The organism is Arthrobacter alpinus, from assembly GCF_001294625.1.
GTDB classification, from domain to species: domain Bacteria; phylum Actinomycetota; class Actinomycetes; order Actinomycetales; family Micrococcaceae; genus Specibacter; species Specibacter alpinus_A.
Window position 1 is genome coordinate 2,444,863 of record NZ_CP012677.1, and the last position, 18,474, is coordinate 2,463,336.

At 64.3% G+C, this 18,474-nt stretch carries 17 protein-coding genes; 5 read left to right on the forward strand and 12 right to left on the reverse strand.

Going from position 1 to position 18,474, the window contains the following annotated elements; all coding sequences use genetic code 11:
• Positions 1 to 6: 6 nt before the first annotated feature.
• Positions 7 to 1,299, forward strand: coding sequence for a DUF58 domain-containing protein (locus AOC05_RS10975; protein WP_062007254.1), 1,293 nt, complete (start codon positions 7 to 9; stop codon positions 1,297 to 1,299).
• Positions 1,300 to 1,365: 66 nt separating this feature from the next.
• Here the strand turns inward: AOC05_RS10975 and AOC05_RS19450 are convergent, their stop codons facing one another.
• The 11 genes from AOC05_RS19450 to AOC05_RS11035 form a co-directional block, all read right to left on the reverse strand.
• On the reverse strand, positions 1,366 to 2,301 hold the full coding sequence (locus tag AOC05_RS19450; protein WP_157374966.1) for an endonuclease domain-containing protein: 936 nt from the start codon (positions 2,299 to 2,301) through the stop codon (positions 1,366 to 1,368).
• 96 nt (positions 2,302 to 2,397) lie between these two features.
• Positions 2,398 to 3,531, reverse strand: coding sequence for a hypothetical protein (locus AOC05_RS10990; protein ID WP_062007257.1), 1,134 nt, complete (start codon positions 3,529 to 3,531; stop codon positions 2,398 to 2,400).
• Entirely contained in the window at positions 3,528 to 4,022 is a 495-nt protein-coding gene (locus AOC05_RS10995; RefSeq protein ID WP_082358171.1) for a chorismate mutase, read from the reverse strand. Before AOC05_RS10995 ends, AOC05_RS10990 begins: the two co-directional genes overlap by 4 nt.
• 67 nt (positions 4,023 to 4,089) lie before the next feature.
• Positions 4,090 to 5,799: a dipeptide ABC transporter ATP-binding protein gene (locus AOC05_RS11000; RefSeq protein WP_062007258.1), complete on the reverse strand. Its 1,710-nt coding sequence runs from the start codon at positions 5,797 to 5,799 to the stop codon at positions 4,090 to 4,092.
• Positions 5,796 to 6,746 carry an ABC transporter permease gene (locus AOC05_RS11005; protein ID WP_062007259.1) on the reverse strand — a complete coding sequence of 317 codons (951 nt, stop codon included), beginning with the start codon at positions 6,744 to 6,746 and terminating at the stop codon, positions 5,796 to 5,798. The genes AOC05_RS11000 and AOC05_RS11005 overlap by 4 nt, the downstream gene beginning before the upstream one ends.
• A 2-nt stretch (positions 6,747 to 6,748) precedes the next feature.
• A complete protein-coding gene (locus AOC05_RS11010; protein WP_062007260.1) occupies positions 6,749 to 7,837 on the reverse strand; it encodes an ABC transporter permease in 1,089 nt (362 codons plus the stop codon).
• A gap of 108 nt (positions 7,838 to 7,945) precedes the next feature.
• Positions 7,946 to 9,580 carry an ABC transporter substrate-binding protein gene (locus AOC05_RS11015; RefSeq protein WP_062007261.1) on the reverse strand — a complete coding sequence of 545 codons (1,635 nt, stop codon included), beginning with the start codon at positions 9,578 to 9,580 and terminating at the stop codon, positions 7,946 to 7,948.
• 153 nt (positions 9,581 to 9,733) lie between these two features.
• Positions 9,734 to 10,351 carry a TIGR03086 family metal-binding protein gene (locus AOC05_RS11020; protein ID WP_062007262.1) on the reverse strand — a complete coding sequence of 206 codons (618 nt, stop codon included), beginning with the start codon at positions 10,349 to 10,351 and terminating at the stop codon, positions 9,734 to 9,736.
• Between the two features lie 144 nt (positions 10,352 to 10,495).
• The gene (mnmA, locus tag AOC05_RS11025; protein ID WP_082357942.1) at positions 10,496 to 11,635 is read right to left on the reverse strand and encodes a tRNA 2-thiouridine(34) synthase MnmA; all 1,140 of its coding nucleotides are present in this window, start codon (positions 11,633 to 11,635) and stop codon (positions 10,496 to 10,498) included.
• 51 nt (positions 11,636 to 11,686) lie between these two features.
• Positions 11,687 to 12,916, reverse strand: coding sequence for a cysteine desulfurase family protein (locus tag AOC05_RS11030; protein ID WP_062007264.1), 1,230 nt, complete (start codon positions 12,914 to 12,916; stop codon positions 11,687 to 11,689).
• Positions 12,917 to 13,051: 135 nt separating this feature from the next.
• The gene (locus tag AOC05_RS11035) at positions 13,052 to 13,825 is read right to left on the reverse strand and encodes a helix-turn-helix transcriptional regulator (RefSeq protein ID WP_230085314.1); all 774 of its coding nucleotides are present in this window, start codon (positions 13,823 to 13,825) and stop codon (positions 13,052 to 13,054) included.
• A 133-nt stretch (positions 13,826 to 13,958) separates the two neighbouring features.
• Between AOC05_RS11035 and folE the strand changes: the two genes are divergently transcribed.
• From folE to AOC05_RS11055, 4 genes are all read left to right on the forward strand, one after another.
• Positions 13,959 to 14,564, forward strand: coding sequence for a GTP cyclohydrolase I (folE, locus tag AOC05_RS11040; RefSeq protein ID WP_231687100.1), 606 nt, complete (start codon positions 13,959 to 13,961; stop codon positions 14,562 to 14,564).
• A 100-nt stretch (positions 14,565 to 14,664) separates the two neighbouring features.
• On the forward strand, positions 14,665 to 15,915 hold the full coding sequence (locus tag AOC05_RS11045; RefSeq protein WP_230085316.1) for an NAD(P)/FAD-dependent oxidoreductase: 1,251 nt from the start codon (positions 14,665 to 14,667) through the stop codon (positions 15,913 to 15,915).
• Between the two features lie 8 nt (positions 15,916 to 15,923).
• Entirely contained in the window at positions 15,924 to 16,844 is a 921-nt protein-coding gene (folP, locus tag AOC05_RS11050) for a dihydropteroate synthase (protein ID WP_197277821.1), read from the forward strand.
• A 61-nt stretch (positions 16,845 to 16,905) separates the two neighbouring features.
• Entirely contained in the window at positions 16,906 to 17,715 is an 810-nt protein-coding gene (locus tag AOC05_RS11055) for a pyrimidine reductase family protein (RefSeq protein ID WP_062007267.1), read from the forward strand.
• A gap of 7 nt (positions 17,716 to 17,722) precedes the next feature.
• Here AOC05_RS11055 and AOC05_RS11060 read toward each other — a convergent pair whose 3' ends face one another.
• Positions 17,723 to 18,433, reverse strand: coding sequence for a hypothetical protein (locus AOC05_RS11060; protein ID WP_062007268.1), 711 nt, complete (start codon positions 18,431 to 18,433; stop codon positions 17,723 to 17,725).
• Between the last annotated feature and the right edge of the window lie 41 nt (positions 18,434 to 18,474).

The following is an 18,474-nucleotide window of genomic DNA, read 5'->3' on the forward strand; positions in this document are numbered from 1 at the left end:
GCACCCGTGGCGATTTCGGGGCGGTTCTTCCTTCTGGCACTGCTGGCCGTGGTGCCTGTCATTGCCGTGCCCGGGCCCACGTCCTGGCTGCTCGCCTTGGGCGTGTTGCTGCTGGTGTTGGTCGTCGATTTGTCACTGGCACCGTCCCCGCGCAGGGTCTCGCTACGCCGTGATCTTCTGGCCAGCGTCCGCCTCGGTGAAAGCACGACGGCGCAGCTGCTGTTGGTTAACGATTCCTCCCGCCCGCTGCGGGCCCAGGTCAAGGACGGGTGGCAACCGTCGGCCGGCGCGGTCAACCCGCTGCAGCGGCTGCGAGTCCCCGCCCAGGAGCGGGCGGCGATGCGTGTTTCCCTGGTGCCGGTCCGCCGCGGCGATTTGGGCAGCGCCCACGTCACCATCCGCTCCTACGGGCCGCTGGGCATGGCCGCGTGGCATAAGACGGTCACGGCGCCGGGGACCCTGCGGGTGTTGCCGCCATTCCACGCCAAACGCCATCTGCCTTCCAGGCTGCGCAAACTGCGCGAACTCGACGGCAGGGCTGCCGTGCAGATCCGCGGTGCAGGCACCGAGTTCGATTCGCTGCGCGATTACGTGCGCGGGGACGACGTCCGCTCCATCGACTGGCGTGCCACCGCGCGGCGCCGTGAGGTGGTGGTGCGCACCTGGCGGCCCGAACGTGACCGGCGCGTGGTCATCATCCTTGACACCTCCCGCACCTCCGCTGCCCGGATCGATGACGAACCGGCGCTGGACACCGGCATAGAGGCAGCATTGCTGCTGGCTGTCCTGGCCGAGCGCGGGGGCGACAGGGTCAGCCTGATCGCCTACGACCGCCGCGTGCGCACCCGTGTCTCCTCGACCGGAAAGGGCAATATGCTCAACGCCATGGTGGAGGGGCTGGCCCCGCTGGAACCGGAGTTGATAGAGCTCGACGCCCAGGCGATTCCCGGCCAGGTCAGGGCCGTCACCGCGCACCGCGCCCTGGTGGTCCTGGTGACTTCTCTGGATGCCGGGGCCGCCGAGGAGGGCCTGCTTCCGTTGGTGGCGCAGCTGGCCCGAAAGCACGTGGTGGTCATCGCCTCGGTGCGCGACCCCGCGCTGGATGCGGCCCGGCTGGAGCGCTCGAGCACCACCTTGGCATACCGTGCCGCCGCCGCCGAACATGCGTTGAACCGGCGGGCCGCCATCACCGCCGTCGTCAAGTCTTACGGCGCGGAAGTGGTGGACGCCCCACCGCACCAGCTCCCGCCCGAACTCGCGGACACGTACATCCGGCTCAAGGCCGCCGGCCGCCTCTAACCGTTGAGGGGACACATCACCCCCCCCTCCTGTGGGTGGTGATGTGTCCCCTCAACGGGGGGTTTGCTACCTTGTCCAGCCATGGGCATGGAGTGCGGCCAGAACAAGTGCGACGGCGGTCCGGTCGCCGTCGTTATCCAACATGTCCTTGGTAATTCTCACCTGCCGCCAACCAAGCACGGCCATGAGCTTGTCACGGGCGGCATCGATGGCCTGCTGTTTGGCACCAAGGTGATGCTCGCCGTCGTACTCAATGGCCACTTTCCACTTCGGCACCGCAAGATCGGGCCAGGAGGCTTCGTCGCCATTGGCATCCAAAACGACGTAGTTCAGAGTCAGTTCGGTGATTCCGGCCCGTTCCAAGCTGAGTCGAAGGAAAGTTTCCGGAGGAGAATCAGCACCCACCCGGATCAACTCGAGCGCTTCCCGCGCCGTCAGAATCCCACGCCGGCGAAATTCCCTGTGAACGGCCTCCTTGAGTACATCTAGCTTGACCATGGCGGTGCGTTTGGGCCCAAAGCTGCGCTCGTGTTCGCAGACCAGGTAGTCCCCTGCCGCGACCCACTCCTCGACGGTAAGCATGGGAGATAAATCCAACAAGGTCCTCAGCGGCGAGGTACCGGCGAGCCCGTGGATCCACATGACATCGCCGGGTTTGAAACGGGGGTGATGCCCTGAAACGCCGATTCGTCGGGCCGCCCGGCGCGAGGATTCCCGAGACAAATGAACCTCGAAGCTTCCATGGAGCCGCGGTGGCAGGGGAATGCCCCAAAGCAACGCAGCGGTGGTGTGGCTGGCGACCGCGTCGGGTGTCAGCTCCAAAATGGGGCGGATCCGATCGGCAAGTTCTTGTTCAATACCCCACGGAACCCGGATACCCCGGCTTGGCGCGACGAGGCCGGACTTCTCGATTTGGCGCCGGCTAACACCGCACGCATCCGATTCGTCTAAGGTAAACGATCGCCCCTGCAAGTTTTCCGGGAGAGACTGGGAACTTTCCATCCCCTAAGTCTGACACAAAATTCGAGCCATTTAGAAGTTATCCACAGGTTGAGGGGGCACATCTCCCCGGGGTGATGTGCCCCCTCAACGGAGGCGTTAGGCGTGGCGGAGCTCGGTCAACGCCCCCGCAACTTCCAGGGTGCGGTTCAAGATGGCACGCGCTTCCTGCGGTGAAACAGCCGCCAGACCGGTCTCCGGGGTGATGCGCAGCCGGTTCAGCAACGCTGCCTGCAGCCCAAGTCCCTGCCAGGGGCGCATGATCCGCTCCACCAGGGCGGAGTACGACGGCGGCAGCTCGCCTGTGCGCACAGGAACAGTCCCGGCCCACACGCCAACACCGGATTCCAGGGCACCGGCGAGCTGCTCCCAGTGGCCAGTGTCCAAATTGTTCAGGGGCAAGGCGACGGCGTCAATGCCCGACTCTAGGGCAAGTTCGAGGGCCGTGCGCCAGGACCGTGTCTCCGCAACCTCAGATTCGAGTGACGAAGTCGCGGAGATCTGCCCCCTCAACGGGTTGGAGAGGTTGATCGCGACCCGGGCGAACCCGGCGTTTCGGGCGGCGGAGACGAACTCCGTCCAGCTGTGGCGCAGCTCGGACGCTGGAATGGAGCGCAGGGTCCGGTAGCCAGAAACCGTGGGAATGGTTCCGGCTAATGCCCTGGCCACCTCGGGTTCATCGATCTGCAATGTTAGCTCCGCCCCGGGAACCGCTGCTTTGACCTTCTGAACGTGGGCTACCAGGCCCGCAGCCAGTGACTGGGCAACATCCCTGCGGGCGCCATAGTCACGTAACGCCCTCTCGCCATAGTGCAGGTGGATGGCGGCGGCCAGGGTCAGTGGACCGGTGAGGTGCAGCTTCAAGGCTGCTGGCTGCAGGTCTTCCGCGCCGGCAACATCGGCCAGCACATTGATGTCCGTGGACAGGGCCGACACGGCCCGGCGATGGTCGTTGCCGGGCCGGTCAACAAAACGCCAACCATAAGGCTGGACGTCGACGGGCAGCTCCACCAGTATCCCGGCCGTCCTCCCGATGGCGTCCGAGCCGATGCCACGAGCTGGAAGGTCCGCAAGCGAGGGCAAGTGGGGCGCCGTGAACAATCCCAGCGAAACCTTCGCCGCCTCCACCGGGTCGGTGCCGGGCCAGGGGCCAAGTGCGGTGGCGCTCACTTCCTGAGTTTCGCGGGTCTCGACGTGGGGCCCCGGGCGCGAGGGGCTTGGTGAGGTGCTCACTGAGGGTGCGTGCCGCCGTCGGCCGGCCCCGCGGAAATTCCCGTGGAGGCCTGCGGGGACGCTATGAAGCCCTGGCCGTCGTGGCTGGGCACCGGGACGACGCCGGTTGCGGCCACGGCAGAGTGGCTTTGGGAAATGGCTTGGTGGTGGTGGATGACTTCGCTGATGATGAAGTTCAGGAACTTTTCCGCGAACGCCGGGTCCAGGTGGGCCGACTCGGCCAGGGCACGCAGGCGCTGGATCTGGGCCAGTTCGCGGTTGGGATCCCCGGCGGGCAACTGGTGGGTCGCCTTCAAAATGCCTACCCGCTGGGTGGCCTTGAAACGCTCGGCCAAGAGGTACACCAAAGTGGCGTCAAAGTTGTCAATGCTGGAGCGGATGGACAACAGCTCCGCCATGACGGCCGGATCGACGCTCCCGGTCAAGGAACTGGCGGCCGGGTCAAAGTCTTCAACGGACAGGTGCTCTGAGGCGTGGCTCGGTTCGGTCATAAACACAGTTTAGGTGGTGTGCGTGGGGGACAAAACCGCTGTCCACCACGCACACCACCTCATGCGGCTACCGTGAGGCGAGCAGCGCCTGGTGGACGGCTCGGCGCTGCGCCTGCTCGGTGGGATTTGGCACCGGCAATGAGGCCAGGAGCCGCTTGGTGTAGTCCTCCTTGGGGTTACCCATGACCTGGTGCCCGATCCCCTGTTCCACCATCTTGCCCTTGTAGAGCACACCAACCCACTCGGCGAGGATGTCCACCACGGCAAGGTCGTGGCTGATGAACAGGGCCGCAAAGCCCAGCTCGGACTGGATCTCCCGGAACAGTTCCAGCACCTTCGCTTGGACGGAGACGTCCAGAGCTGAGGTTGGCTCGTCGGCGATCAGCAGCTTCGGCGACAACGCCAACCCGCGGGCCAACGAGGCACGCTGGCGTTGGCCTCCGGAGAGCTCATGCGGGAACCGCTTGGCGTAGGCGCCCGGCAACTGCACCGACTCCAGAAGCTCCTGAACCTTCTGGGTGACAGCTGGCCCGGAAAGGTCCGTGTGGATGATCAGCGGTTCCGCCACGCACTCGCCAATGGACAGGTGCGGGTTGAAGGAGGCGGCCGGGTCCTGGAATACAAAGCCGACGTCCTTGCGGTAGCGGCGGAAGGAGCGTTCCTTGTAGTCGCGCATCTCGTAGCCGAGCACCTTCAAGGAGCCACCCGTGGTGCGGTTGAGCCCGGCGATGGCACGCCCGATGGTGGTTTTGCCGGATCCGGACTCCCCCACCAGGCCAAACACCTCGCCGGCACTGATGGTGAAGGACACCTTGTCCACGGCACGGAACGCCGGGCTGCCCAGCCGTCCCGGATACTCGATCTCTAGCTCCCGCGCCTCCACCACCACTTCCTTGTCCTGAAACGCGCGCTCGCTAAAGCCCGCAGAGGCGGAGTTGCGGCCCAGGTGCGGCACGGCGGCAAGCAGCTTTTGGGTGTATTCCTGCTTGGGCGCGGCAAAAAGAACCTCGGCGGTGGCCTCCTCCACCACGTCGCCCTGGTACATGACCACCACCCTGTCAGCCAGGTCCGCCACCACACCCATATTGTGGGTGATCAGGACAATGGAGGTGCCGAACTTGTCACGCAGGTCCCGCAAAAGCTCCAGGATTTCCGCCTGCACCGTCACATCCAGGGCAGTCGTGGGCTCATCGGCCACGATCAGTCCCGGGTTCAAGGCCAGCGCTGCGGCAATGACCACGCGCTGCTTCTGCCCGCCGGAAAACTGGTGCGGGTAGTAGTCGACACGTTTTTCCGGCTCCGGAATACCCACCTTGCGCAGGGCCTCGATGGCTAGTTTGCGGGCTTCCTTCCTGCCCACACGCTTGCCTTCGGGGCGGTGTGCGCGCAGGCCCTCGGCGATCTGCCAGCCCACGGTGTACACGGGGTTCAAGGCCGTGGAGGGCTCCTGAAAGACCATGGCGACGTCGCGCCCGCGGATTTGCCGCAACTGGTGCGGGCTGACCGTGATGACGTCATTGCCGCTGATGATCACCGCCCCGCTGCTTTGCGCGGTTTCCGGCAGCAGCCCCAAGATGGCCTTGGCTGTCACGGTCTTGCCGGAACCAGACTCACCCACAATGGCCACGATCTCGCCCGGGGCAACCGTAAAGGAGACGTCCTTGACGGCAAAGACGTCTCCGGCGTCAGTGGCAAACGTGACCTTAAGGTCCTCGACGTCGAGTACCGGTCGCAACGCCGCCTCCGGTGTGAGGTCATTTTCACTGTGCCGGCTCATGCTTTCACCAATTCCTCGTCCTTGCGTGCCTTCTTCTTGTCGGAACGCTTGCGCCCGCGCAGCCGCGGGTCATTGAGATCGTTCATGGACTCGCCCAGCAGCGTCAGCCCCAGTACGGTCAGCACGATCGCCAGGCCCGGGAACAGGCCCGTCCACCAGATGCCTGAGGTGGCGTCGGACTGGGCATGGTTGAGGTCGTAGCCCCACTCGGCCGCGGACGACGGCTCGATTCCGAACCCGAGGAAGCCCAGCCCGGCCAACGTCAAGATGGCTTCGGAGGCGTTGAGGGTGAAGATCAGCGGCAGGGTCCGGGTGGCGTTCTTGTAAATGTGCCGTGCCATGATGCGCACGCTGGAGGCACCGACCACGATGGCCGATTCCACAAACGGTTCGGCCTTCAACCTGATGGTTTCAGCACGGATCACCCTGAAGTATTGCGGGATGAACACCACGGTGATGGAGATGGCTGCCGAGAAGATGCCCGACCACAGGTCTGAGCGGCCCTGGCTGATGGCAATGGACATGACCATGGCCAGCAACAGGGTGGGGAAGGCATAGATCGCGTCGGCAACAACAACCAAGATGCGGTCCAGCCAGCCGCCCAGATAGCCGGACACCAGGCCAAGAATCACCCCGATGAAGATGGACAGCACCACGGCCACCACAATCACCAAGAACGCTGTCTGTGCCCCCCAAATGGTGCGTGAAAGTACATCGTAACCTCCCGCCGTCGTGCCCCACAGATGGGTGGAGGACGGTGGCGCCTGGGTTTCGTTGAAGCGTTGACTGAAGCCGTATGGGGCCAGCCAGGGGGCAAACGCGGCCGTCAACAGGAAGCAGATGGTCATGACGAGGCCGGTGATGAGCATGCCCCGTTGCAGGCCCATGCTCTTGTTGAGCTGGGAAATCAGGGGCAGGCGGCTAAAGAGTGATCTTTTCCTCTCCATGGCTAGTACCTCACCCTCGGGTCGATGAGCGCGGCAATGACGTCGACGATGAAGTTGGTCAGCGCCACAATCACCGCCAGCAGGGCCACAATTCCTTGCACGGCCACGAAGTCGCGTGCCGTGAGGTAGTGGGCCAGTTGGAAGCCCAGACCCTTCCATTCAAAAGTGGTCTCGGTCAGTACGGCACCACCAAGAAGCAGCGCGATCTGCAGGCCCATGACGGTGATGATGGGGATCAGCGCCGGTTTGAACGCGTGCTTGGTGAGCAGGCGGTACTCGCTGACGCCTCGGGAGCGCCCCGCCTCAACATAGTCCTTACTCAGCGTGCCGATCACGTTGGTGCGCACCAGCCGCAGGAAGATCCCGGCCGTCAGGAAACCAAGGGCGACGGCGGGCAGCACCGAATGCTGGACCACGTCCCAAAAAGCGTCCATATTTCCGCTGCGTAAGGCATCCAGCCAATAGATGCCGGTGGGGCCGGCTAATTGGGTCATGAAAATCTCGGTTTGGACGGTGGCCCGACCCGCCACGGGAAGCCACCCGAGCCAGATGGAAAAGATGAGCTTCAGCAGCAACCCGGCGAAAAAGACCGGGGTGGCGTAAAAGAGGATGGCCAGCACGCGCAGTGCGGCATCCTGGAATTTGTCGCGCTTTGATGCGGCCATCATGCCAAAGGGGATGCCGATCAGCAGTGCCACCACCAGGGAGTTCACGGCCAACTCCAGCGTGGCCGTGCCATAAGTGGCCAACATGCCGGCGATGGGCAGGTTGTCTGAAATGGTGCGGCCAAAGTTGCCCGTCACCATCTGACCCAGGTACTCAAAATACTGGATAAAAATGGGGCGGTCGTAGCCGGCCTGGTGGATGCGGATAGCCAGCTGGTCAGGTGGCAACCGCCCTCCCAGCGCCGCTGTGATGGGATCCCCGGTCAGGCGCATCAGGAAAAACACCATGGTGACCAGGATCAAGATCGTGGGGAAGATCAAGGCGAAGCGGATGAGCAGATATTTGCCCAGGCTGCCGCCAGCCTTGTTTTTGCGTTGGGGTAACTGCGCTGCGGGTTCCGCGGGCAGGTCAATCAGTGCGGTCATGTGTGCCTGTTTCTTCGGTGCAATATACCTTGGGGGCGGTGCAAGAAGGCGGGGCGTCCTAGTGGAGGCCCCGCCTTCTTTGCATCATCAGGTGTCAATATCCAAGGGCTACTTGGACAAGACTCCCAGACGGAACTTGAACGAGGCGTCAAGGGTGTCTTTGGTGCCGTTGACCTTCACATTGGAAACGGCCACCTGGGCGCCCTGCAGTAGCGGAAGCGTGGACAGGTCCTTGGCTTCAGCGGTCTGGATGTCCTCGATCATCTTGGTGCGCTTGGCCGTGTCGTTCATGGTCAGCTGTTCGGTAATCATGCTCTGCACCGCCGGGTTGCTGTAGTGGTTCTTCAGGAAGTTATCGGTGCTGAAGAACGGCGTCAGGTAGTTGTCGGCATCGGAGTAGTCCGGGAACCAGCCCAACTGGTACATCGGGTAGGCGTCAGCCGTGCGCTGCTTGGAGTAGGAAACCCACTCCGTGGACTGCAGGTTCACCTTGAACAGGTTGGTAGCTTCCAACTGTGCCTTGATGGCCGCGTACTCATCGCCTGAGGAGGAGCCGTAGTGGTCCGGGTTGTATTGCAGGTCCAAGGTCACCGGGGTGGTGACACCGGCGTCGGCAAGTGCCTTGGTTGCCTTGGCAACATCCGGTCCGCCCTTGCCGTCGCCATAGTCGGCCTTCAGCGGCTCAATGGCACCCGTGAAGCCGGCCGGAACGTAGGAGTACAGCGGCAGGTAGGTGCCCTTGTAGACCTGGTCCGCGATGGCGGCACGGTCAACGGAGTCAGCCATGGCGGTACGGACTGCCAGCGACTTTGCGGCATCCGGTGTGGTCGTCTTGGCACCGAACGGCATGGTGTCAAAGTTGAACACGATGTACCGGATTTCCCCGCCCGGTCCGATGTCGACCTTGACGCTCTTGTCCGCTTTCAAGCTTTCGATGTCGGTGGCGGTCAGGCTGCGCCAGGCGACGTCGATGCCGCCCTTTTGCACGTCGAGCTTCAAGTTGTTGGAGTCGGCGTAGTACTTCATGGTGACCATGTCAGATTTTGCCGGACCCAGAAGGCCGGCGTAGGCCGGGTTCTTCTTGAAGGAGATGAGCTCGTTCTTCTTGTACGAGTCAATGGTGAACTGGCCACCGAAGGACTTGCCGGCAATGATTGCCTCATCATCGGTGACCTTGTCGGCGCTGAACACCGTGTCATCGACGATGGGGGCCGCCGGGCTCGTCAGCACCTGCGGGAAGGTCTGGTCGTTGCCCAACTTCAGTGTGAACACCACCGTGGTGGCGTCCGGGGCGCTGACGCTTTCCAAGTTGCCCAGCAGTGTTGCAGGGCCGTTGGTGTCGTTGATCTTCAACTGTCGGTCGAAGGAGAACTTCACGTCCTTGGAGTCAAGGTCGGAGCCGTTGGCCCACTTCATCCCGGGCTTGAGCTTGACGGTGTACTCGGTGGGCGAGGTGAACGACGCCGACACGGCCATGTCTGGCTTGGGGTCGGCGCTGCCTGGCATGGAGTTCAGCACGAACGGATAGATCTGGTTCATGACCATGAACGAGCCGTTGTCGTAGGAACCAGCCGGGTCCAGGAATGTTGTCTTGTCGGTGGTGCCGACAATGACTGGCGCCCCTGACGCGCCACCCTCGGTGGAGCCGCCGCCGGCACTGGGCCCCGTGCAAGCCGTCATGGCCAACACGGAAACACCTGCAACGGCGATCACCGAGCTTAGTCCAAACTTGTTCTTAGCCATCAGCAAACTTTCTCTCGTACGTCGACGCGAAACAGGCCACACTACGTTGTGTGACCTGCCCCACTTATCTAATAACCAATTTGTATCAGACTTGGGGGTTGCGCTACGCATTGGGCAAGAAGTTGCAACCAGATGGTTATCTAAGGCTTAGCGCTACCTCAGCGAGATGCTGCGGTTCCCGGGCACAAACTGAGGGTCCCGTCCAAACCAGCCAGCCAGGCGGCCATAGGAATCGGCCGTGATGGACACCCGCACCTCCGGTCCCAGGCCCCTGTCCGCGCCGCGGTATTCGGGTTTCATGACCCGCTGAGACCATGCAAGCGACTGGTCCGCCAGGATAGGGTCCAGGACCACTGGCACGCCGGTGGCCCTCGCAAGATCCCATGAGTGCACCGTGAATTCGGCGATTTGCAGCCCTATCCGACCACGCAGCGGCGCCTCGCCACCACCGGGGAGTGCCACTTGTCGACTGAGGTCCGCCGAGCTCCAGGCCCGCATCAGCATGGCTGCACCGTCACCAAAACGGGTTGACCAGTCGGCGCCCACGGTGGCGTGAGCAGCCTGCGGATCCACGGTGGTCCCCCGCGCCATAACCGTGAAATTGTGGAGGTCTTGGACCACCAGGTGATGAAGAAGGTCCTGCACACTCCACTCACTGCAGGGCGTGGGCCAATGCGCTTGATTTGAGGAAATAGCGGCAATCACCTCGAAGCTCTGTTCAAGGGCTCGTTCGAGTAGTTGCAATGGGTTGGGAATCAAGTGCGGGGGCATAAGAGGTACCTTCCGTGATAGAAATCACCCTGTCAGGGAAGTTTACGCCAGCCGCACAAGCCTTGTCGGTCGCGCCCCCGAAACCTCTCGCAGCAAGGGCCGGTTTTCACCCATTGCTGCGAGAGCGCCTGTGGGGCTGGAAGGCTAGGGCAGCTCGGGGCGGGCCAGTGAGCGTGCGGTGTCTATGGTTGCCTGCCCCAGCACGCGCGAGCCCTGGTACAACACGACCGTCTGCCCGGGGGCTACGCCGCGCAGCGGCTCGACCAAAGTGACGTGCAGCTGCTGGCGGGTGACGCCGTCGTCCGTCTCCTCGGTGACAAATGCTCGGGCCGGGACGGGGTCGCCATGGGCGCGGACCTGCGCGTAACAATCGAACTCGGCGCCGGTGGCGACCTCGGCGATGGGCAGCCCGGCCCAGGAGACCTTGATGCCCTGGATGGAGTCGATGGCCAGCAGCGCGTGCGGGCCGACAATGACCTTGTTTTCCTTGGGTCGGATTTCCAAGACGAAGCGGGGCTTGCCGTCGGCGGCGGGGGTGCCCAGTTTCAGGCCGCGGCGCTGGCCCACGGTGAACTGGTTGGAGCCGGTGTGCCCGCCAACCTTCGCACCGGTTTCATCGACGACGTCGCCGTCGGTCATCTGAATCTTCTCGGCGAGCCAGCTGGCGGTGTCACCGTCCGGGATGAAGCAAATGTCGTGGGAGTCGGGCTTCTTGGCGACGGAGAGCCCGCGAGCCTCGGCCTCGGCGCGGACCTCGGCCTTGGACGGGGTGTCGGCCAGCGGGAACATGGAGTGCCTAAGCTGCTCGTGGGTCAGCACGCCCAGCACGTAGCTCTGGTCCTTGGCCCAGTCTGCGGCGCGGTGCAGCTCGGGGTTGCCGTCGGCGTCGGTGATGACCTTGGCGTAGTGGCCGGTGCAGACTGCGTCGAAGCCCAATGCGATGGCCTTTTCCAGCAGGGCGGCGAACTTGATCCGCTCGTTGCAGCGCATGCACGGGTTGGGGGTGCGCCCGGCGGCATATTCGTCGATGAAGTCCTGGACCACATCCTCCTTGAACCGTTCTGAGAAGTCCCAGACGTAGTACGGGATGCCGAGTTTGTCGCAGGCCCGCCACGCGTCGTTGGAGTCCTCCACGGTGCAGCAGCCGCGGCTGCCGGTGCGCAGGGTTCCGGGCATGCGGGAGAGCGCAAGGTGGACGCCGACGACGTCGTGCCCGGCATCCACTGCCCGTGCTGCGGCGACGGCGGAGTCAACTCCGCCGCTCATGGCGGCCAATACTCGCATTACGTACCTTTCAATTCATTGCTTGTGGTGCAGGTGCCAGTTTGCGGCCGGTCAACCGGCGGCCCGGGTGCTGGCCGTTTCAATGCTGGATTTATGCCCGGCCATGCCGGCCTGTTTTGCGCGTGCATGAGCATCAGGCAGGGCGGCCACAAAGGCGTCAACGTCCGCTTGGCTCGATGTATGCCCGAGGCTGAAGCGTTGTGCGCCACGTGCTGTGTCCTCATCCAGTCCCATGGCCAGGAGCACATGGGAGGGCCGCGGAACCCCGGCGGTGCACGCCGACCCTGTGGAGGACTCAACACCGGCCATGTCCAGCAGGAACAGCAGCGAGTCGCCCTCGCAGCCGGGGAAGGTGAAGTGGGCGTTGCCCGGCAGGCGGGCGCGCGGGTCTCCGGCAGGGTCGGCACCTCGCAGCACAGCCTCCGGGACCGCTTCATGGACGGCGGCGATGATGGCATCCCGCAGGCCGGCGATGCGTACGCCCTCGGCGGCCAGATTCGCGGTGACGTCCTGGGCGGCTGCGGCGAAGGCGGCGACGCCGGCCGTGTCCAGCGTGCCGGAGCGGACGCTGCGCTCCTGGCCGCCGCCGTGCTGCACGGGGGTCAGTTTTACGGCCCGCCCCAGCAGCAATGCGCCCACGCCAACCGGCCCGCCGATCTTGTGCCCGCTAATGGACATGGCGGCCAGGCCTGAATCCTTGAAGTTCACGGGGATGGAGCCAAACGCCTGCACGGCGTCCGAATGCACGGGGATGCCGTATTTGGCTGCGAGCGCCACAATCTGCGCGATGGGCTGAACCGTGCCGACCTCGTTGTTGGCCCACATGCAACTGAGCAGCGCAACCGAGGAGGCGCCGCCGTCGGCCAGTTCCTTGTCCAGGGCGGCAACGTCCAGCACGCCGGCAGCGTCGACAGGGAGCCAGAGCGCTTCGGCGCCCTCGTGCTTCTCGAGCCATTCGACGGTGTCCGCCACGGCTGCGTGCTCCACACTGGAGACCAGGATGCGGTTGCGGACGGGGTCGGCGGCGCGGCGGGACCAGAACAGGCCCTTCACGGCGAGGTTGTCCGCCTCGGTGCCACCGGAGGTGAAAATGACTTCGGTGGGGTGTGCGCCAGCGGCTGCGGCGATGGTTTCGCGGGCGGCTTCCACGGTGGCGCGGGCGCGGCGGCCCGATCCGTGCAGCGAGGACGGATTGCCGCTACGGGTAATAACGGAGGTGAGTGCGGCGAGGGCAGGGGCCGAAATAGGCGTGGTCGCCGCGTGATCTAGATACACGGGCACGGCTCAATTCTACGGCACAGCACGACGGCGGCATACTCGGCGCTTCCGTGCCGTGCACGGCCCTCCCCTTCGCCGAGGTAGACGGTACGCCTCCGAGCCGTCAGCTGCGCAGCGTTTGCCTCGGCACGGCTCCGTCTACCTCGGCGGGCCTGACCGCGGCAGCAGCCGGGCGCAGCAGTGGGAGATGTTCGCGTCGGGCGCCAGATCGTGGCGCTGATCCCCGCACCCTTCCAAGGCGCCGCTGAGCAGGGAACCATTAAGCGAGCACACCACACCCGTATGGTCTTGGGACAGCCGGTGGAAGGGGCAGTTGGCCATGATGGTTCCGCCTTCGCCGTCTGGCTCGGGACTATATCCGGCACTGTGCAGCAACTGGTGGATGTCCCCGGCCGCGGCCCCCCTGCGCTGTCCCTCCCGGTACGCCACCTGCGCCAGTGACTTTTCAATGTCCGTCCCGGTGTCGATCGAGTGCTGCACGGCAGCGGCCAACAATGAAGCGGCAAGATCGTAGTGCCGCGGCGGAACTGAGGCGCTGACTTCGCTGTGCGCGGCGGTGTAGAGCTTGGTGGGGCGCCCGGATCCGGGCCCGGTCCTCTCCCCCATCTTGCGAAACTCAACCAGCAACAACCGTTCCTCAACAAGCCTGTCCAGGTGCGCCCGGATGGTGCTCCTGGGCAGGCCGAGCCCCGCTGCACAGTCATCACGGCTCAACGCGTGGCCGGAATCGCGCACCAGTTCAAACAGTTTCTTTCGCAACGGGTCCCCCAGTGAGGCAACTGCTGCAAGCCGCTGGCCGTCGTCAAGCCCTGAACGCAGTGCCACCATCGTGTCAGCGTTCGCCCTTGTGCTGATCTGCACAATCTGCTTGTCTGGATGGTGTGTGGACGGGTGCCGCACCGGTTGATTCATCACCGTTGGCCTTGTGCTCTCTTGCCGCCGCGCATTCCGCGCCGGTGGCATGTTGTGGATTGTTTCGCGCCTACTTGACGCTTTGAGTCTGCGCTTCTAAAGTCAATAATACAAGCTTTAGAAAGGGTTGGATATGTCCATCACCAGCGCGCCACTCCCGGACATGCTCACTTTCGAAGATCCACAATCATCGCTGGCCGCGCCGGAGATTGACCTGCCACGGGCGCAGGCGGCCATTGCCGAGTTCCTGCGCGCCCTGGGCCGTGACGAAACGGACCCGCATCTGGTGGACACACCCCGCCGGGTGGCTGCCGCTTACGCACAAATGCTCACTCCGCGCGAAACCTCATGGACCACGTTCCCCAACGACGACGGCTACCAAGGCCTGGTCCTGGTCAAGGACATCCCCTTCCATTCACTGTGCCAGCACCACCTGCTGCCGTTCCGGGGCGTGGCACATGTGGGCTACCTACCGGGCACCCGCCTGTTCGGGTTCTCTAAACTGGCCCGCGGCGTGGAACTCTTCTCCCGCGATCTGCAGGTCCAGGAACGCCTCACCCAGCAAATCGCCGACTGGCTCGAGAACACCCTAGCCCCACGCGGCGTCGGCGTGGTCATGGAAGCCGAACACATGTGCATGTCCCTGCGCGGCGTGCAGACCTCCGGCACCCTGACCCGGACCTCTGTTTTTACCGGTCTATTATCCGACGCCGGACCCTTGCGTGAGCAGTTCCCGTAACCGAGGATCTCCCCCACCTAAGAGAACGCCCGAGAGAACGCCCACGCGAACAGTCCTTCATACCAGAAACACCAAATTTCCACCGGAAAGAGTTTCGATCATGAGCCAGACACCGAACACAACGTCCCCGACCACCGGCATGGTGATCATCGGCGGCGGCCTCACAGCAGCCACTGCCGCGGAAACCCTGCGCAAGGAAGGCTACGACGGTGCCATCACCATCGTCGCGCAAGAACCTCAAATCCCGTACCAACGTCCCCCGCTGTCCAAGGGATTTTTGGCCGGCAAGGAGGGCGAGGATGCCTTGTATCCTCTGCCTGCCAGCTGGTACCCCGAGAACAACGTGAGCGTCCTGACCGCCACGGCCGCCACAAGCCTTGACCCGAGCGCACACACCGTGACGCTGGCAGATGGCACTGTACTGACGTATGCCAAGGCACTTATAGCAACAGGTGCCGATCCGCGCCAGATCCCTTTTCCCGGCGTCGACCTTGCCGGCGTTTACACCTTCCGGACCAAGGCCGACAGCGTCGCCATGAAAGAGCTCCTAACCGGCGGCGGCAAGAACGTGGTCATGATCGGATCGGGCTGGATCGGGATGGAAATTGCGGCCACGGCCACCGAGCTGGGCAACCAGGTGGCGCTCATGGGCTTGGAGGAGGTGCCGCTGTCCGTGGCGATCGGCGCGCAGCTGGGCACCGTGTTCACGGACCGGCACAAGGAGGCTGGCGTGCGTTTTGAGCTGCCTGCCAGCGCCGCCGAGATTCAGGGCACGGATGGGCGGGTCACCTCCGTGCTGACCACCACCGGCGTCACCTTGCCAGCCGACATTGTGATTGTGGCCGTGGGCGTGGTGCCGAACATTGCGCTGGCGAAGGACGCCGGCCTCACCATCAACAACGGGATCCAGGTGGACGCGTCGCTGGCAACCTCGGCGCCGGACGTGTTTGCGGCCGGCGACGTGGCCAATGCCATGCATCCTGTGACCGGCGCCTACGCCCGCTCGGAACACTGGGCCAATGCAATAGCCAGCGGCAAGGTGGCCGCCAAATCGATGCTGGGCCAGGAGGCTGTGCTGGATGACATCCCGTACTTCTACACCGACCAGTTCGACCTCGGCATGGAATATTCCGGCTTTGGTGCGTTGACCAAGGACGCCCAAGTGGTGGTGCGTGGCAGCCTGGAAAAGCGCGAATTCATTGCGTTCTGGGTGTTGGAGGGACGGGTGGTGGCGGGCATGAACGTGAACATTTGGGACGTGCAGGAGGCCATCAAGGCACTCATCTCCTCCGGCCGCACCATCGACACGGCCAAGCTGGCTGACCCGCAAACCCCGCTCGAGGCTATTTGATGGAGGGTATGAACTCGCCGTTTTATACCCCGCCGCTGCGCCACCCTGTGCGCCAGTTCGGCGCCAGGACCTTGGATTTCAGCCACCAGGTGGCCCTGATGGCCATCGTCAACCGGACACCTGATTCCTTTTACGACCGCGGGGCCACCTTTGCCCTGGACGCCGCGGTGGCCGCTTCCCTGGCTGCCGTGGACGACGGCGCCGACTGGGTTGACATTGGCGGGGTACCTTTTGCCCCGGGGCCGGCCCTGGGCGCCGCGGAGGAAGCCGACCGCGTGATCCCGGTGATCGAGGCTGTGTCGGCGGCCAGCAACGTCATCATCTCGGTGGACACCTTCTTGCCGGAGGTGGCACTGCGGAGCATCGCCGCCGGCGCGCACGTCATCAACGACACCACCGGTCTGGCCAACCCCGAGATCGCGTCCGTGGTGGCCCAGTCGGGCGCCCACCTGATCATCACGCATTCACTGGCCAAACCGCGCACCGTGTTCCCACAACCCCGCTACAGCGACGTTGTGGCGGAGGTGGCGGCGTTCCTGAACGACAAGGTGGAGCTGGCCATGTCCTTGGGCGTCCCCCCGGAGAAGATCATCGTCGATCCAGGACACGACCTGAACAAAAACACCTTACACACCCTGGAGATCACGCGCCGTTTCAACGAGATCGCCGCACTGGGGTTCCCGTCGCTGGCTGCCGTGTCCAACAAGGACTTCATTGGCGAGACGCTCAACCAGGACAAGGCAGCCAGGTTGGAAGGCTCGCTCGCCGCCGGAGTGATCTGCATTTTAGGTGGCGCCCGGATTCTGCGCATGCACAACGTGGCCTCCGCCAGCTCCGCCATCCACATGACCGAGGCGGTGCTGGGGTGGCGCGAACCTGCCTATCTCAAGCACAACATGGGCGACGTGAACGACGCTGCCCGCAGCTAGACCCAGCGCCCGTCCGCCACACCCCGCCCTGCGGGGACCTGCCAAACTTCAGGAGCACGCCATGATTGAGCGAATCTTCCCGGCAACCCCGGATGCCTCCGGCCCGGCCAGCGATCAAGACCTGCTGCGGTGGTATGGTTCCGGCCTGCCCGAAGATCCCGCCGCGCCGTGGGTCAGCTTCAACTTTGTCGCCAGCATCGATGGGGCTGCGACCTTAAATGGCCGCTCCGGAGGACTCGGCAACGCCCAGGACCAACGCGTATTCCAGTTGCTGCGCCGACACGCCGACGTGATCGTGGTGGGTGCTGCAACCATCCGGGCCGAAGGCTATGGCGGGGCGCTGCTCAGCGAGGAGGCACAGCGGTGGCGCACCAGCCGGGGCCTGGCCGGGCACCCGCCGCTGGCCATCGTCTCGGGCACCCTGAACCTGAATCCGGCCCATGAGGTATTCGCCCGGGCACCCGTGCGCCCCCTGATCTTCACGGTTGCCAGCGCCCCGGCGGAGCGAAGGGAGGCGCTGTCCGGGGTGGCCGACGTCGTACTGGTGGGCGGTGAATCCCTGGACGTTGGGTTGCTGGTCGGCGAACTGGCATCCCGCGGCCTGTTCCGGATCCATTCCGAAGGCGGGCCGACCCTGCTGGGCACCTTCCAGGCCGCCGACCGCGTCGACGAGCTGTGCCTGACCATCTCGCCACTGCTAGCCGGCGGCTCCGGACCGCGCATCTCGACGGTAGCCGGGCCGGGCACAGCCGGGTCGGGAACCGGCCAGGCCGCCCACACCATGGCGCTGGCCCAGATCCTCAAGGCAGACTCGATGCTGTTCCTGCGCTACCTGCGCCCGGGCAGCCAAATACCCGAAGCAGCACGATAACGGTTAGTTAGTTGCTGGGCGGAGCCACGGATAACTTGGTGAAAACGCGCGGGGTAGTCGTGGCCAGCAGCTCATCGGTGGGGCAGGCCAGGCTCACCAACAACCCCGTTCCGGCAGTTCCCAGCATCCTCCCCCACACGGAACTGGCGTCGACGCCCGCGGCGGACCGTGTGCCATAGCCCAAGAACGTGATGACCGGTCCGGGCTTGCCCGCCTCGGCCACCCACGGCAGGGAGGTCTCCTTGAGGGAATCGGGCACCAGCGAGGGGATCAAGTATTTCATCAGGTCCGCGGAGGAGGCCCTGTCATCGCCGGAGGTTATCAGCGGTCCCTGGTTTGCACTCACCCAGTAGGCCACCTTGCAGCCCGCCGCGTTGGCGTACTGGGTCTGTCCTGCCACGTTGTTTTTCACCAGCGTCCATTCCGCCGGAACGGGCGCCACGTCGTAGGCGTTGTCGGCCTGGCCCAAAATGTCGCTGAACCCCACCGCAATATTGGGTGAGAGTGTTGTACCCGCCTCAAAGCCCATATTCTGGGCGGCCACCGCCGCGGCGTCATGGCCGGCCTGGACGGTGGGGGCCGCATAGCTGGGAGGTGCGGCGGCACGGGTGCTCTCACTGGGAGGAGCCACGGGCACCGCGATGGTGCAGCCACCCAGCACCCCGGCACCTAGGGCAACAATCGCCACGGTAGCCGCCACCTTGCCCGCCTGTCCCACACATCGATTCACACCCACCACTCTACGCAACTCCCTACACC